The 14,786-nt window shown below is 44.3% G+C and carries 12 protein-coding genes; 7 read left to right on the top strand and 5 right to left on the bottom strand.

Features of this window, described 5'->3' with window-relative positions; translation table 11 throughout:
- Positions 1 to 98: 98 nt before the first annotated feature.
- Genes OSCIL6407_RS35445 through OSCIL6407_RS37155 form a run of 3 tightly spaced genes read left to right on the top strand, consistent with a single transcriptional unit; the run spans position 99 to position 4,644 of the window.
- Entirely contained in the window at positions 99 to 269 is a 171-nt protein-coding gene (locus OSCIL6407_RS35445; RefSeq protein WP_155523405.1) for a hypothetical protein, read from the top strand.
- A gap of 18 nt (positions 270 to 287) precedes the next feature.
- On the top strand, positions 288 to 2,000 hold the full coding sequence (locus OSCIL6407_RS0117335) for an adenylate/guanylate cyclase domain-containing protein (RefSeq protein ID WP_007353988.1): 1,713 nt from the start codon (positions 288 to 290) through the stop codon (positions 1,998 to 2,000).
- A gap of 7 nt (positions 2,001 to 2,007) precedes the next feature.
- The gene (locus OSCIL6407_RS37155; RefSeq protein ID WP_007353989.1) at positions 2,008 to 4,644 is read left to right on the top strand and encodes a CHAT domain-containing protein; all 2,637 of its coding nucleotides are present in this window, start codon (positions 2,008 to 2,010) and stop codon (positions 4,642 to 4,644) included.
- 21 nt (positions 4,645 to 4,665) lie between these two features.
- On the opposite strand, the gene OSCIL6407_RS0117325 is transcribed toward OSCIL6407_RS37155, so the two are convergent.
- Both OSCIL6407_RS0117325 and OSCIL6407_RS0117320 read right to left on the bottom strand, forming a co-directional pair.
- A complete protein-coding gene (locus tag OSCIL6407_RS0117325) occupies positions 4,666 to 5,532 on the bottom strand; it encodes a lipid kinase (protein WP_007353990.1) in 867 nt (288 codons plus the stop codon).
- Between the two features lie 76 nt (positions 5,533 to 5,608).
- Positions 5,609 to 6,043: a globin family protein gene (locus OSCIL6407_RS0117320; protein ID WP_007353991.1), complete on the bottom strand. Its 435-nt coding sequence runs from the start codon at positions 6,041 to 6,043 to the stop codon at positions 5,609 to 5,611.
- A 125-nt stretch (positions 6,044 to 6,168) separates the two neighbouring features.
- Here OSCIL6407_RS0117320 and OSCIL6407_RS0117315 point away from each other — a divergent pair, with 125 nt between their 5' ends.
- Positions 6,169 to 7,527: a HEAT repeat domain-containing protein gene (locus OSCIL6407_RS0117315; protein WP_007353992.1), complete on the top strand. Its 1,359-nt coding sequence runs from the start codon at positions 6,169 to 6,171 to the stop codon at positions 7,525 to 7,527.
- A gap of 186 nt (positions 7,528 to 7,713) precedes the next feature.
- Here OSCIL6407_RS0117315 and OSCIL6407_RS0117310 read toward each other — a convergent pair whose 3' ends face one another.
- From OSCIL6407_RS0117310 to OSCIL6407_RS0117300, 3 genes are all read right to left on the bottom strand, one after another.
- On the bottom strand, positions 7,714 to 8,322 hold the full coding sequence (locus tag OSCIL6407_RS0117310; protein WP_007353993.1) for a Uma2 family endonuclease: 609 nt from the start codon (positions 8,320 to 8,322) through the stop codon (positions 7,714 to 7,716).
- 140 nt (positions 8,323 to 8,462) lie between these two features.
- Positions 8,463 to 9,467: a pentapeptide repeat-containing protein gene (locus OSCIL6407_RS0117305; protein WP_007353994.1), complete on the bottom strand. Its 1,005-nt coding sequence runs from the start codon at positions 9,465 to 9,467 to the stop codon at positions 8,463 to 8,465.
- A 310-nt stretch (positions 9,468 to 9,777) separates the two neighbouring features.
- Positions 9,778 to 10,962: an NAD(P)H-quinone oxidoreductase subunit H gene (locus OSCIL6407_RS0117300; RefSeq protein WP_007353995.1), complete on the bottom strand. Its 1,185-nt coding sequence runs from the start codon at positions 10,960 to 10,962 to the stop codon at positions 9,778 to 9,780.
- Between the two features lie 85 nt (positions 10,963 to 11,047).
- Between OSCIL6407_RS0117300 and rsmH the strand changes: the two genes are divergently transcribed.
- The 3 genes from rsmH (at position 11,048) to OSCIL6407_RS0117285 (ending at position 14,391) form a co-directional block, all read left to right on the top strand.
- Positions 11,048 to 11,968 (top strand): 16S rRNA (cytosine(1402)-N(4))-methyltransferase RsmH, encoded by a 921-nt coding sequence (gene rsmH, locus OSCIL6407_RS0117295; protein WP_007353996.1) that lies wholly within the window; start codon positions 11,048 to 11,050, stop codon positions 11,966 to 11,968.
- 110 nt (positions 11,969 to 12,078) lie between these two features.
- On the top strand, positions 12,079 to 13,749 hold the full coding sequence (locus OSCIL6407_RS0117290) for a SpoIIE family protein phosphatase (protein WP_019487490.1): 1,671 nt from the start codon (positions 12,079 to 12,081) through the stop codon (positions 13,747 to 13,749).
- Between the two features lie 219 nt (positions 13,750 to 13,968).
- Positions 13,969 to 14,391: an ATP-binding protein gene (locus OSCIL6407_RS0117285; RefSeq protein ID WP_019487489.1), complete on the top strand. Its 423-nt coding sequence runs from the start codon at positions 13,969 to 13,971 to the stop codon at positions 14,389 to 14,391.
- Positions 14,392 to 14,786 lie beyond the last annotated feature (395 nt).

Genomic DNA, 14,786 nt, shown 5'->3' with positions numbered 1-14,786 from the left:
TCAGGGATATTATCCCCTCAGAGGGCAGGCTCTAGTGTTATCATAGAGTTCAGCCTTTCTCAACCTCCGTTGGGAGACTCAAAAACAGGGTGCATAGAATGAAAAGGCTCCACTGTTGCCTCACTCAGGCAATCCCGACAGCGCTATTGATGGAAAATAAATGCCTCCGCTACTGGAGAGACAAGCTCGGCATTAACCTGCCAAGCGATCGCAGCCGACAATTTTGGGTGCGAACTCCAGCACTCGGTGTCATAGCACAAAGCAGTTAGCGCTGGGAGGAACTCAAATTGACTAATTTAACAAATATTAGGGAAAAGCTCACTAAAACCTGGAGCAAACGCAGTATAACTCGCAAGTTTAGGTTAGCTTCTAGCGCTCAATTGTTGTTAATTGGCACAGTAGCTCTAACTGGGCTTTTTTCTCTCAGCATTGTCCGCAATAAAACCGAATCGGCTATGGTGACAAGTATTAAAATTCAGCGGTTAGTGTTTGAGATGAACAAAAATTTAGCACAAGCACGCCGAAAAGAAACAGAATTCTTTCGCCAGTGGTCAATAATTGGTTTTGAAAAAGCGCGGCAAGATTACGCAGAACCCCACGATGAACAGATACTAAAAGTTCTACAAATTCGCGACGAATTGCAAAAATTACTTACCAGTGAAGATGCGAGTGAGGGGTTCCGCCGCACTAATCCAGAATTGGTGGAATATGAGGAAAAAGTGAGGCATTACAGCGACAATTTTAGAGAGACAGTGGGATTAGTAGGGATGTTAGGTGAAGATCAGACAGGCGTACTGGCAAGGGCCGATCGCAAGTCTGAATTATTGCGCGATACTCTTCAACTAGCTAGCGAACCAGAATTAATTGCTTTGTATAACCGAATGCAGGCTTTAGAAAAGGAATATTTACTCAAACGATCGGAACTGGAAAGGCGATCGCTCTTTGAGGCAGTTATCACCCTACGTGAGGCAATTCGTCGCTCCCCAAAATTAGATATTTCCCAAAAAGAGCAGGCACAACGCTATCTCGGCAGTTATGAATTGGAATCTAAAGAACTAGCTGCTCTCGATCGCGACATTCGTAAAATTAGCGATACTTTTGATGAGCAAACTACCGCAGTTTCCGATAAATTACTAATTGTGGCGACAGAAGAAGTGGAACGAGCGCGGTATCAAATTAATCTGACAAGTATAGGCGCAGCAGTACTACTAGGAGCATCTGCGGTAGCAACAGTCGCACTAGCTTTAGCGATTAGAAATGCGTTTCAGTCTGCCTTAGAACAATTGGAAATTGAACAGGAAAAGTCTGAACGGTTGCTGCTCAATGTCTTGCCAAAAGCAATCGCAGATCGCCTGAAACGGGAACCAGGGACTATTGCCGACACTTTTGAAAACGTAACAGTTTTGTTTGCAGACATCGCTGGTTTTACCAAGCTTTCTTCTCGAATTTCAGCAACAGAATTAGTCAAATTACTCAATGAAATATTTTCGTCTTTTGATTTCTTAGCAATGCAGCACGGTTTGGAGAAAATCAAAACAATTGGTGACGCTTACATGGTAGTTGGTGGACTTCCTAATCCCCGAAAAGATCATGCAGAAGCGATTGCAAATATGGCTTTGGATATGCAGCAAGCAATCATCCGTTTTAATGAAAAGCACAACGACGCATTTAGTATCAGAATCGGCATCAATACGGGTTCGGTAGTGGCTGGCGTAATTGGCACAAAAAAATTTATTTACGATCTGTGGGGCGATACTGTAAATATAGCTAGTCGCATGGAATCTCATGGCATTGTAGGAGGGATTCAAATCACAGAAGCAACTTACCACTATTTGCGAGATAAATACTGGCTAGAGCAGCGGGGTTTAATTGAAATCAAAGGTAAAGGGGAAATGATCACTTACTTGCTTAAGGGTAAAATCAGCGATCAACATCTCACTGAAAATCAGAATGTTGTTGTAAGTAATTTGCGCGAAGATTGCCCCAGAATTGAAAAATAAAATATTTATGCAACCCAAGAAATTACTACCCAGGAAACCCGCTCAAATGCTAGCAGTTAAAGGATTATTAAGCACAGTTAAAACCAAATATAGACTAATAGTATTATTCTGGTTTTGTGGTTTATTTTTGCCAACTTTAGAATCATTATTATTCTCTAAAATTGCACTAGGTCAACCTATAGTACCTGCTAACGACGGCACCGGAACCATTGTTAGTCCTAACGGAAATCGCCTCGATATCAGCGGCGGTAAATTATCTGGAGATGGGGCTAATCTTTTCCACAGTTTTCAGCAATTTGGCTTAAATGAAAACCAGATAGCTAACTTTCTGACTAATCCATCCATTCAGAATATACTCGGTCGCGTTGTTGGTGGTAATCCCTCTTTAATTAACGGCTTGATTTCGGTTACAGGTGGCAATTCTAATCTATTTTTAATGAACCCTTCTGGGATTATCTTTGGTGCTAATGCCCGCTTGAACGTACCAGCAGATTTTACAGCTACAACGGCTGCTGGTATCGGCTTTAATACGGGCTGGTTTAATGCCGGCGGCCCTAATGATTACTCTTCCTTAATAGGAACACCAAATATTTTTTCATTTCCGGCAACATCCTCTAGTTTTATTATTAACAATGGTATTTTGGCAGTAGAATCGGGGCAAAATTTAACTCTTTTGAGCCGCTTCCCGATTAATAATGGACAATTGCAAGCTCCCAATGGCAACATTACCGTTGCTAGTGTACCAGGCGAAAATGTTGTCCGTATTAGCCAACCCAGACATCTATTAAATTTGGAAGTGCCATTTACAGAAAAGTCTCCCCTATCATCTAATCGCAATTTTCTCACCCCCGCTAACTTGCCCAAATTGCTCACAGGTGGCAGTCAAGAAAACGCCGAGAATGTGATTGTTAATAATCGGGGGCAAGTGGTACTACTCCCACCTAACAACTTGAGCCAAATCAATAGCGATTTTCCCTTATTATCAGAGATTGAAATCCCCTCAATCAACGATAATTCCGTAATAGAAACTAACTTGAAAGCAGCGGTTACAGTTCCAATATTTGATAATAATATATTTAACAATAATATTAACTCTTCAGTCTCTCCGCCGCTTCCAATATTATTATCAAGTGCAACATTACCGATAATTACTGGTGGTGGAATGCCTACGTCTCAAGCACAGTTCTTTCCCTCTATTCCCGATAATTTCTCAAGCTTAAGTGCGATGCCATTTCTGCCATTGAATCCCAGCAATATTGACATCAGAATGTTGCCAAGCGGAACACCTGGTAGACAAATCCTAACACCTCCTAATAGTGACTTCCCTATACACCGTCTAGATTTCCGTTCTCCACCTAAAACCGGAGAAATGATGAGACTAAATCCTAGTAATAATGGTGCGGCGATGGTTAATGCTATTCCAACGGAAATGCCGATTGTGTTAAGCCGAGAACTAGAATTTTCCGATCGATTTGGCGATAATCTTCTTAACAGCAAAGTCACGCCGCAAACTATCCGAGACACCTTGGGAAAAATTACCGCTCAAACCGGGAATCGTTCTGCAATTGTTTATGTAACTGCTTTTCCAGAACAATTAGAGCTAGTATTATTTACGCCCAAAGGGACACCTATTCGTAAAACTATACCAGAAGCTAACCGCCAGAAATTGTTAGCGGTAGCCAGAGAATTTCGCTCAGAAATTACTAACCCCAGAAAAGTCAATACTAAGAGCTATTTAGAATCTGCTCAACAACTCTATCAATGGCTAATTTTACCCTTAGAAGCAGCATTAGAGGCTGATGGCATCAACACCATATTATTTTCAATGGATGGAGGCTTGCGCTCTCTTCCGCTAGCAGCTTTACATGACGGCAAACAGTTTTTAATTCAAAAGTACAGTTTCAGCCTCATCCCCAGCCTGAGCTTAACTGATACTCGTTATCAATCCCTAAAAAATGCCTCTGTACTGGCAATGGGAGCCTCAGAATTTAAAGACCTGAGTCCTCTACCGGCTGTCCCTATAGAATTATCTACAATTGTAGGTAACTTATGGCCTGGTAAATCTTTTCTCAATCAAGAATTTACTCTAGAAAATCTTAAACTTCAGCGCAATAAACAGCCTTATCAAATTATTCATTTAGCAACTCATGGAGAATTTAATCCTGGTGCTGCTGGCAATTCATATATTCAATTATGGGATACAAAATTACATTTGGATCAATTGCGGCAGTTAGGGTGGAATAATCCTCCTGTAGAGTTACTGGTACTCAGTTCTTGTCGGACTGCATTGGGAGATGAAGAAATCGAACTAGGTTTTGCAGGTTTGGCATTTCAAGCAGGTGTAAAGTCAGCGCTAGCGAGTTTATGGTATGTATCAGATCGAGGAACTTTAGCTTTAATGAGTGAGTTTTATCATCAGTTAAAAATAGCACCAATTAAAGCAGAAGCCTTAAGGCAGGCACAGATAGCAATGCTCGAAGGTGACATACGGATTGACTCAGGAATTTTGAGTCGTGTTTCTACCTCTGTTAAGGCTTCTAGGGGTAGCATCGCTTTACCACGAGAACTAATAGGTGCAGAAAATCCCAATTTAACTCATCCTTATTATTGGTCAGCTTTTATGATGATTGGTAGTCCTTGGTAATTGTTAACTGTTAACGTTTATTCAAGGAGCAAAAACTGCCAGAGCTTTGGGGATAACGCGAAATATAGCAGGGGTGTGAGTTGTGATTTCGCCATCTGTATTGATGCGACGAGATTTAGAAGTACGCACCTCAATTTCTTGACCGTGCAAAGCCCGAACTCCAGGCCAAAGAGCATGATTGCCTTGCCTCATTGCTGGTAGCAAGGCGACAATTTGCCACCAATGTTTAGTTTCCAAACTGTATAAATCTAGCCGCTGGTCATCAATTGTCGCATCCTCGGCAACTGTCATTCCACCGCCGTAATAGCGACCGTTTCCTATGGCAATTTGAATTGTTTTTACTCGAATTGATTGGTTGTTGACGCGAATTTCGGCTCGAAAAGGCCGCGATTGCCAAATTACTTGTAAGGCAGTTGCGGCATAAGCTAAAATTCCCCAACGCCGCTTTACTTCCTTAGTTAGGCGTTGCGTAATTTGTACGCTCAGCCCCAAACTTGCGACGTTAAAGAAGTATTTTCCATTCACCCAACCCAAGTCGATTCGACGAATTTGACCTGCTGCTATTACTTGGCAAGCTTCGGGCAAAGAGGTAGGAATCCCTAGAGTACGAGCTAAGTCGTTAGCAGTTCCCAGAGGCAAAATTCCTAATGGCAAGTCAGTGTTAATTAAACCTTCTATAGCTGCGTTTAAGGTACCGTCACCGCCGCCAACTATTACTAAATCAACTTGATTTTTGTAGCGCCGGATTGCGTCGGGGATGTGGTGGGGGCTATCTGTGGATTCTTGGATCAGCTCAAAGCCTAACGCTTGCAATTCCCTAGTTGCTTGAGACAAGAGCTTTTGTCCGCTTCTGGCGTGTTGATTGACTAAAAGCAGGGCTTTTTTCATATAAGTTACGAATTAGGGCTTAGGCAATAGCCTAATACAAAACTCGCTTGTTTTGCTGCCAAGAACCAGCTCGGTTTCAGTTAGGCAATTTCAGGACTGCTTCGGGATAGTCTGCACCTTCGAGCATGAGGTTAGCGATCGCCCCATACGCATCAACCCACGCCTGCTTCACTTCTGGTGTCCAATCAGGGCCTAAGTAAGATTCAAATGTTTTCAGGATCGAGGCTCCAACGAGGGGATAATGCTCTGGGAGAGTGCCATACTGGACGTGCCTAGCACCCATGCCTTTAAGAGCACCTGTGAGGGCATCAGGTTTACGGAGATTTTGAATCACCAGAACTAAAGAAGCTATTAGTTTCTTTTTTTGCTCTGCCATGTTAGCATTAGCAAATAGGGGTTTAACGTGAGGATAGTCTGCAAAAAGATTATCGTAGAAACTGGTGGCAAATTCTGGGGCGTTTGGTTTAATACGATTAAAACTTTCTTCCAACAATTCAATATTCAGAGACATTGCCAACTAACCTCTATCTAAATTCATACTTAGTTTACATTTTACCACAGTAGGAGAATTGCCATAAATATACTAAAATAAGTTGAACTTAATTTAAGCTCCTCAAGAAAACGCCCCTTAAAATCATGTCTGATGTTTTAGAGCAAGCACAAGCAGCAGCTCAGCAGGGAAATTGGTCGCTACTAGCTCAATATTTGCAGCAATTGGGGAATGGCAATCAGAAACTAGAAACTTCTGCGTCTGATGTACAGCAATTGTTGACTCTGGCTTTAGATGTTTTAGCATGGGGAGAGTTTCAAGATCGGTGGGAAATTGCGAAGGTAGTACCTAATCTGGGAACGATCGCGATCGCGCCTTTGATTGCCATTGTCGAGGATGAAGATGCAGACTTAGAACAACGCTGGTTCGCAGTCCGGATTTTGGGCAATTTCGACCGGCCAGAAGCGATCGCGGCCCTAGTAGAGCTTCTTAAAACCTCTGAAACCGAAGAATTAAGTACGATAGCCGCAGATACCCTCGCTAGTTTAGGCCCCAGCGCGATCGCATCTTTGACAAATCTCTTGGCCCTGGAAGATTCCCGACAGTTTGCTACATCCGCACTCGCTCAAATTCGGCAGCCTGAGACTATTGAGCCTTTGCTGAGTGTAGCAGGCGATCGGCTTGCCTCGGTGCGTGTTGCTGCAATTGAAGGTCTGTCCAGCTTTCACGATTCCCGTATTCCGCCGGTACTGGTAGAAGCTCTAAAAGATCCAGCCACAGCAGTTAGAAAAGAAGCCGCGATCGCTTTAGGCTTGCGTTCCTACTTAGACGGCGAATTCGATTTAGTCAACTTGCTCAAACCGTTACTTAAAGATATCCGGTTAGAAGTTTGTTCAGCGGCCGCGATCGCACTAGGACGCATCAAAACAGATACGGCTGCAACTACCTTATTTGAGCTATTACAATCTCCAACAACCCCAGTTTCTTTACAAATTGAAGCCATCCGCGCTTTAGGCTGGATGGAGACAAAAACTGGCTTAGAGTATTTACAAAAAGCTTTAATTGAGGAAGATAAGTTACAAGAGAAAGAAGTAAATCTCCACCCAACAAAAGAAATAAATTCTCATTCTTCTTCCTTCTTCCCTCTTCCTTCTGCCTTAACAAAAGAAATTGTTACCATTTTGGGGCGAGTCGAAACGCCCAATTTAAAAGCTAAAGCCGCAGAGATTCTGATCGATTTCCTGAAAGTGGGAGAACCCGCAGTTATAGAAGACATTAAACAATCTATAGCTTTAGGATTAGGACAACTAGGAAATATGGAGGCAATAGAACCTTTGATTGAAATGTTAGCAGATGCAGATAGCAGCATCAGACTTCACTGCATAGCTGCGCTCAAACAACTAGCGCCTCAACAAGCTTACCAGCAATTAGAAAACTTGGCAAAGCAAAACAATCTCAGACAAAATTTAAAACAAGGAATCGCGATCGCCTTGCAGGAATGGTAAGAAAAATTAAAATAGGACTTACGCACCCAATCAAAGAAACCGGGTTTTTTTACGAAAAAACTTCGTTGTTACCCACAGATTCTCTCAAAAACCCAGTTTCTAGGGCCCGATGCGTAAGTCCTGTAAAAGCTAAGTAATGGCTAAATGATAGCTAAAAATAATAAATTTCCCAACTATAAGCCATCTTTAACGCCACACTCGCATTAGATTTAGAACAAAACCAGGCAGCACGTCCTCACCCGACAACTCCGAGGGATTTTCTAATACTTCCACCTCTGACCCCGATCGGTAAATTTCTACCCGTCGATTTTTCGGGTCAATCAACCATCCCAATCTTGCCCCATTATCGATGTATTCCTGCATCTTAGTTTGAAGCGATCGCAGGCTATCTGATTCCGAACGCAACTCGACAACAAAATCTGGGCATAGCGGTACAAAGCCTTTGCGCTGTCGAGGGGTAAGCGCTTCCCAACGCTCCCGCCTCACCCAGGAGACATCGGGGGAACGGTCAGCTCCATTCGGGAGCCGAAAACCAGTGGAGGAGTCAAAGGCTTCCCCTAAATCTTCGTGTTCTTCGTACCAGCGAGCGAGTTGTCCAGTCATGCTAAAATTCCTCTGACCTGATTCGCCTCCTGTGGGGGGATTCACGATTAATTCTCCCGCTGCTGTACGTTCTAGTCTCAAATCCCGATTCGCTAGAGCGATCGCCTCGAACTGTTCGGGGGTGACGTACAGGGCGATCGCTGTTGGTAGTTCGATGCAGATAGTTTCTAGTTTAGTGAGTGTTTCTAGCATCGTTACCTCACAGAGAAGTTTAAGCAAGGGTCTGATTTAAATGTCGTTAGCTTTCTCGCATCTAAACTGTATCATTTAGTTAGCGATTAGTAGCTGCTTGTTAGGCATTCTGCTACTAACCACTAACTATCACCCCTTATTTAGCAGCAAATTTTACCATCAGGCATCGTTGCACCAGTTAGGATCGCATCTCGCAAATCAGCACCGCTAATAATCGCATTTCGCAAGCTAGCGCCTCGGAGATCCGCACCCTTCAAGCAAGCGCCATCCAAATTCGTCGCCCAGAGATATGCTCCTTGCAAATTAGCACCACTCAAATCAGCACCCTTGAGATTTGCTAAATTGAGATTTGTATGACTCAAATCTGCCTCCCTCAAATCAGCTTCAGTTAAGTTGGTTTTCATCAAGTTAGCTTGAATTAAATTCCCGCCTCTGAGATCGGTATCATGTAAATCAGCTTGTTTAAGATTTGCCTGCTCTAGTTTAGTAAAACGCATTCGCGCCCCACTTAAAACAGTTCCGCTTAAGTTAGCGCCTGATAATTGTGCTCCGCTTAACTTAACATCTTCCAGTTCCAATCCACTGAAGTCTATTCCTGCCAAATTCAGCCCATTTAAAAAAGCTTTATTCAACTTCACGCCATTTAAAAGAGCGCCTTTCAGGTTAGCACCGCTCAATCTAGCACCAGTTAGATTAGCCCAATTTAAGTTAGCACCAGCTAAATTGGCCGATCGCAAATTGATACCGCTCAAATTAGCACCGCACAAATTTACTCCCGGTAAATTTGCCTGAAAAAGGCTCACCCAACTGAGGATAGCACCGCTTAGTTGAGCGCCAGTTAGATCGACTTTAGCCAGTTGAGCGCCTCTAAGATCGGCTTTTGTTAAATCAGCCCCTAAAAGGTGACTTCCTTTTAGTTTAGCAAAGCTCAAATTTGCACCGTATAAAAAAGCTCCATTTAAGTTAGCTTCTAGGAGAAAACAGCGTTCTAAATAAGCTCTCGCTAAAGATGCCTCTTTCAAATTAGAGCCTGATAAGTTTGAGTGAGGAATCTTAGCTCCGATCAAATTAGCTGCTGTTAAGTCAGTTGCCCTAAAGTCTCTCTCTCCTCTGGTATATAAACTTAATAATTCATGGGCTTCCATTCTATCTACCTCCTAGTTAATTGCTAGTAAATCTGATTAAAGTTTCCCCTTGATTTTTAAACTGATACGGATTAAGAGTAATTTATAATTGATTATATAACAGGGTATCAATTATAATCGCCTCTTTAAATTAAGGAAATATTTTAATCAGATTAAACCTGAAAATAATATTGAGAGATTGCCGATCGCGTAGATCTTCCTAACCCTGACTTAATATACGACTTACCCATTACCCATTACCAATTTGGGATTGCTTTGGATTGCTACATTAATTGTATCCTCCTAGCTCAATCCCAAATCTTACAATTTATTACCTGTCAACCGACCCCATGATTACGTCGATGCTGCCCAAAATTGCCACAACATCGGCCACCTTCACACCGCGAAGGATGTGGGGCAATACCTGCAAATTATTGAAATCCGCAGCGCGAATCTTCCAGCGCCAAGGAAAAACATTATCATCGCCAATAATGTAAATTCCTAGCTCACCTTTGCCGCTTTCAACGCGGACATAGTGTTCGCCTTTAGGAATCTTAAAAGTGGGAGCAACTTTCTTACCAATAAACTGGTAGTCGAAAGCATTCCACTCAGATTTTGGCCCTCCCTCCAGTCGCTTTGCTTCCAAATTCTCATAGGGGCCGCCGGGAAGTCCTTTTAGCGCTTGGCGAATAATTTTCACCGACTCGCGCATCTCGCGAATTCGCACCAAATACCGCGCTAGACAATCTCCCGCACTCTCCCACTGCACCTCCCAGTCAAAATCGTCATAACATTCATAGTGGTCAACCTTTCGCAAGTCCCACTTCACGCCAGAAGCCCGCAACATGGGGCCGGAAAGTCCCCAGTTAATCGCTTCAGCACGCGAAATCGTGCCGAGTCCTTCTATTCTGCGGCGAAAGATGGGATTGTTAGTAATCAGGCGTTCGTATTCATCCACCTTCGGCCAGAAGTAATCGCAGAAGTCTTCGCACTTGTCTACCCAACCGTAGGGCAAATCTGCCGCCACGCCGCCAATGCGGAAATAGTTGTTGTTAACCATGCGATAACCCGTAGCTGCTTCCCATAGGTCTAAAATGGGTTCGCGATCGCGCATAGTATAGAAAAAAGGCGTTTGCGCCCCCACATCTGCCAAAAATGGCCCTAACCACAATAGATGATTGGCAATCCGGTTCAACTCCAGCATGATTACCCGGATGTAGCTAGCGCGTTTGGGCACCTTAATATCAGCCAATTTTTCCGGCGCGTTGACAGTCACGGCCTCATTAAACATACCTGCTGCATAGTCCCAACGGCTGACGTAGGGGACGTACATCACATTAGTGCGACTTTCGGCAATTTTTTCCATTCCCCGATGCAGGTAGCCCATAACTGGCTCACAGTCAACTACATCTTCCCCGTCCAGGGTGACAATTAACCTTAGTACCCCGTGCATGGAGGGATGGTGCGGCCCCATGTTGAGTACCATCGGTTCGGTTCTGGTTTCAATTCTTGTCATAATTAGTAATTGTTGACTGTTAACTGTTAACTGTTAACTGTTAACTGTTAACTGTTGTTGATTTTTGTTTCGCCTGTCTAGCATTATGAAGGAGATTGAGTTGTCTGAGAAGGAGGTCGTAGCATCAAAAGTTGAGAGCGGCGTTTATCACATCCCCGTTCTGGGCCCGCAGTTAATTGAGGGTCTGGCTGTGCGTGCGGGAGGACACTATTTAGATGCCACAGTGGGCGGCGGTGGCCATACCCGTTTAATTTTGGCTGCGGCACCCGATGTTACTATAGTTGCGATCGACCAAGACCTAGACGCGATCGCCTTTTGTAAACAGCAACTTGCCGAATTTTTAGCCCCAAATTCCGCCCGCATCCAATTTTGGCACGGAAATTTTGCCAGCTATCCAGCCAAAGAGTCAACATTTGACGGTATAATAGCAGACTTGGGTGTAAGTTCCGCTCAACTGGATGCTCCAGGACGCGGCTTTAGCTTTCGCCATCACGCTAATTTGGATATGCGTATGAACCAGCAACAATCACTGACAGCAGCAGAGATCGTAAATCACTGGGAAGAAGTTAAACTTGCAGATATATTTTATACCTACGGAGAGGAGAGGTTATCGCGGCGGATAGCCCGGCGGATCGTAGGCGATCGCCCATTCCAAACAACAACAGAACTGGCAGAAGCGATCGCCCGCTGTGTACCACCCAAATACCGCTACGGTCGCATACATCCAGCCACTCGCACCTTTCAAGCCTTGAGGATCGCCGTCAACTCCGAACTTACCGCCGTAGAAACTTTCCTCAAGCAAGCGCCCCAGTGGTTAAAGCCTGGCGGGAGAATGGGAATTATCAGCTTTCACAGTTTAGAAGATCGGCTAGCAAAGCACGAACTCAAAGGTTCGTCCCTGTTGCGAGTATTGACAAAAAAGCCGATCCAACCAGCAACTGAAGAAGTAGCTAAAAATCCCCGTGCTCGCTCTGCTAAGCTCAGACTGGCAGAACGATTAATCTAGTAACCAACCCCGATCTTGTATAAACGGGGCTTAAGCCAACAGGCAACGTATTATTTGGATGTATCTTAGCCAATTAAACCTGATAAATTCGTCTGAGGGTAGAGAATTCCATGAGTCAGGGAGATAGGAGCAAGCTCAAACTGATGGTAGTCGATGACGAGCCTGACAACCTAGATTTGCTGTACCGGACGTTTCGACGCGACTTTCAAGTTTACAAAGCAGATAGTGCCCTCAACGCTCTACAAGTTCTTGACGAGCAGGGCGAAATGGCAGTGATCATTTCTGACCAGCGGATGCCAGAAATGAACGGTACTGAGTTTTTGGGCAAAACTGTCGAGCGCTTTCCCGATACGATTCGGATTCTCCTGACAGGGTACACCGATGTAGAAGACTTGGTGGAAGCGATTAACGCCGGCCAGGTTTTCAAATACATCACCAAACCCTGGAATCCTGAAGAACTGAAATCCGTTATCAATCAAGCCTCGGAAACTTACAAATACTATAAGCAACGCAGCCTAGCACTCCGCAGATCCCTGCGGCGAGAATCCCTATTTAATGAGGTGATGAGCGCTATTCGAGGTTCGCTAGACTACTCCAGTATGCTCCAAACTATTGTCCAAACTGTGGGGCAGACTTTTGAAGCAGCTTACTGTATACTTCGGCCCGTAGACGGCGGGACTCTATTAGGTTCCTCTTTCTCTTACCAAGCGGAAACAGCCACAAACAACAGTTTTAACCTCAGTGAAGACCTGCTCCGCCAAGTGGTAGAGAGCCGCAAAACTCAACTACACCCAAGCAGTGAAAGCGATCGCAGCGTTCAGGTGGTAGTACCGCTGACCTACCAGCAGGAAATGCTCGCAGCCCTCGCCCTCTGTCAAGAAGGTTCTACTAATCCTTGGTCAGCGGAAGACATCCAATTGATCGAAGGCGTGGCGGAGCAAGCAGCCCTCGCTCTTTCTCAAGCCAAACTCTACCAACGCACTCTCGACTTAGCTCAGCAGATGCGTAATGAGTTAGAAGTAGCTCGCCAAATCCAAACTAACCTGCTTCGCCAAAGTTGGCCGGACTTTGAAACTGTCAAAGTCCAAGCTTGTTGTTTTCCCGCTCGCGAAGTTGGAGGAGATTTTTTTGAGGTCTACGTCCATTCGCAGGGGGATATTTGGATCGCCGTCGGCGACGTTTCCGGTAAGGGTGTCCCGGCAGCTTTGTTTATGGTGAGCGCGATTTCTGTCATGCGACGAGAGCTCTCTCAAGAAACTTCCCCAGATCCCTATCATGTGATGGAGAACATCAACAGCAGTATGTCAGATGACCTGATTGGCAACAACCACTTTATTACAATGGTGGTGGCTCGTTATACGCCGTCAACGGGACATTTGGCTTATGCTAATGCCGGACATATCTATCCTCTCGTCTGGTCTCACCCGGAGATGGTGGCTCAAGCAGCCACCGGTGTCGGGACTGTAGAACCAAATTTCCTCAAAGCTCGCGGCATCCCCTTGGGGATACTGCCAGTCTGGAAAGGAAAAGCAGGTACTGTCGAGCTGAAGTCAGGGGATGTATTTCTGCTGACTAGCGACGGCATTACTGAAGCTACTGTTACTAATCAGGCTGAGGGTAGTGGCGAACAAACCCGTTCTATGCTCCAACAAGAAGGTCTGTGGAAGCTCCTGGTTGAGGAGCAAGGCTCCTTAAGCTTGGACAATCTACTTGCTCGCATCCGAGCTGATAACCCAGTTCAGGAAGACGACCAAACCATACTCTCTTTGGAGGTTCTGTGAAGCGGTCGCTAACTTCCGAACAGAATTCCCCGGCTTGAAAGAGGAAGAAAAACCAACTTCTTAATTCAAGACTAAACCAGTGTCTAGCCACTTAAACTGAACTGCCTGGGTGTGGTAGCCCACTAGATGTTAAGAATGCCTCCCTAGTTTTTAACCTCTCTGGCAGTCAGTGGCTAAGGGAAAAGTAGGTAATTTTTTTCTATACTCCCGTAAGGTTTTATGAAAACTGAGCTTCACGTGCCGAGCGACTTGAGATTTTTGACTATTGTCGAACACTGGTTGCTGAGTAGTTTGGAAGTTGAGCTAGGAGAGCATATCGATTGGCCCCGCCAATCGAATCGCTTGCGTTTGGTACTGGCAGAAGCCTACTCAAACGTCATCCGCCACGCTCACAGAGACCAACCCAATTTACCTGTGTTGGTGCGGTTGGAATTACAAGACCGCGATATTGCTTTGGAAATTTGGGATTACGGTAAAGGTTATGAAATGGATACCTATCTCCCACCGCAGCCGGAAGCTAAACAGGAAAGCGGCTATGGCTGGTTGATTATGAGTAGGCTCATGGATCGGGTGGATTACTGCTTGCAGATCGATGGTCGCAATTGTCTGAAGTTGGAAGCGAGTTTGCCAGAAAAATCTTAAGCGTTAACTGTTAACTGTTAACTGTTAACTGTTTTTGACAATCCAGGGGAGTTTTAGCCTCTGAATAATAACTGAGTTCGGTTATGCTTGACAAAATTTAAGCCTGACAAAATTTAACTGCGTCGCCAACCTACCTTCTTTTAGAGGGGAGTGTCAATCAAATAATGTATTTTTGAATACAGATTTCCCCCCTAATTTTTTAGGGGGGTTTACACTATTTGGCGTAACTTCTGCTAGAATCAAGAAATGACATAGCTTAGTTTTTAGTAAATGTCAAGTCTGTCAATCAGAAATCTATAAGTTTCTGCTTAGGTTGTAGTTCCCTAACAACGATAAGTCAAATTTATGAAAGTCTTAAGAATCTTTTAATACTATATCAGCTAAAATTCTGTTAA

Source organism: Kamptonema formosum PCC 6407 (assembly GCF_000332155.1).
In the GTDB taxonomy this organism is placed as follows: Bacteria; Cyanobacteriota; Cyanobacteriia; order Cyanobacteriales; family Microcoleaceae; genus Kamptonema; species Kamptonema formosum.
This window is presented reverse-complemented; position numbering and strand designations above follow the sequence as displayed.

Coding starts and splice junctions, on each gene's coding strand:
- OSCIL6407_RS35445 (WP_155523405.1), top strand. CDS start 99: ATGAAAAGGCTCCACTGTTGCCTCACTCAGGCAATCCCGACAGCGCTA.
- OSCIL6407_RS37155 (WP_007353989.1), top strand. CDS start 2,008: ATGCAACCCAAGAAATTACTACCCAGGAAACCCGCTCAAATGCTAGCA.
- OSCIL6407_RS0117325 (WP_007353990.1), bottom strand. CDS start 5,532: ATGAAAAAAGCCCTGCTTTTAGTCAATCAACACGCCAGAAGCGGACAA.
- OSCIL6407_RS0117320 (WP_007353991.1), bottom strand. CDS start 6,043: ATGTCTCTGAATATTGAATTGTTGGAAGAAAGTTTTAATCGTATTAAA.
- OSCIL6407_RS0117315 (WP_007353992.1), top strand. CDS start 6,169: ATGTCTGATGTTTTAGAGCAAGCACAAGCAGCAGCTCAGCAGGGAAAT.
- OSCIL6407_RS0117310 (WP_007353993.1), bottom strand. CDS start 8,322: ATGCTAGAAACACTCACTAAACTAGAAACTATCTGCATCGAACTACCA.
- OSCIL6407_RS0117305 (WP_007353994.1), bottom strand. CDS start 9,467: ATGGAAGCCCATGAATTATTAAGTTTATATACCAGAGGAGAGAGAGAC.
- OSCIL6407_RS0117300 (WP_007353995.1), bottom strand. CDS start 10,962: ATGACAAGAATTGAAACCAGAACCGAACCGATGGTACTCAACATGGGG.
- rsmH (WP_007353996.1), top strand. CDS start 11,048: ATGAAGGAGATTGAGTTGTCTGAGAAGGAGGTCGTAGCATCAAAAGTT.
- OSCIL6407_RS0117290 (WP_019487490.1), top strand. CDS start 12,079: ATGAGTCAGGGAGATAGGAGCAAGCTCAAACTGATGGTAGTCGATGAC.
- OSCIL6407_RS0117285 (WP_019487489.1), top strand. CDS start 13,969: ATGAAAACTGAGCTTCACGTGCCGAGCGACTTGAGATTTTTGACTATT.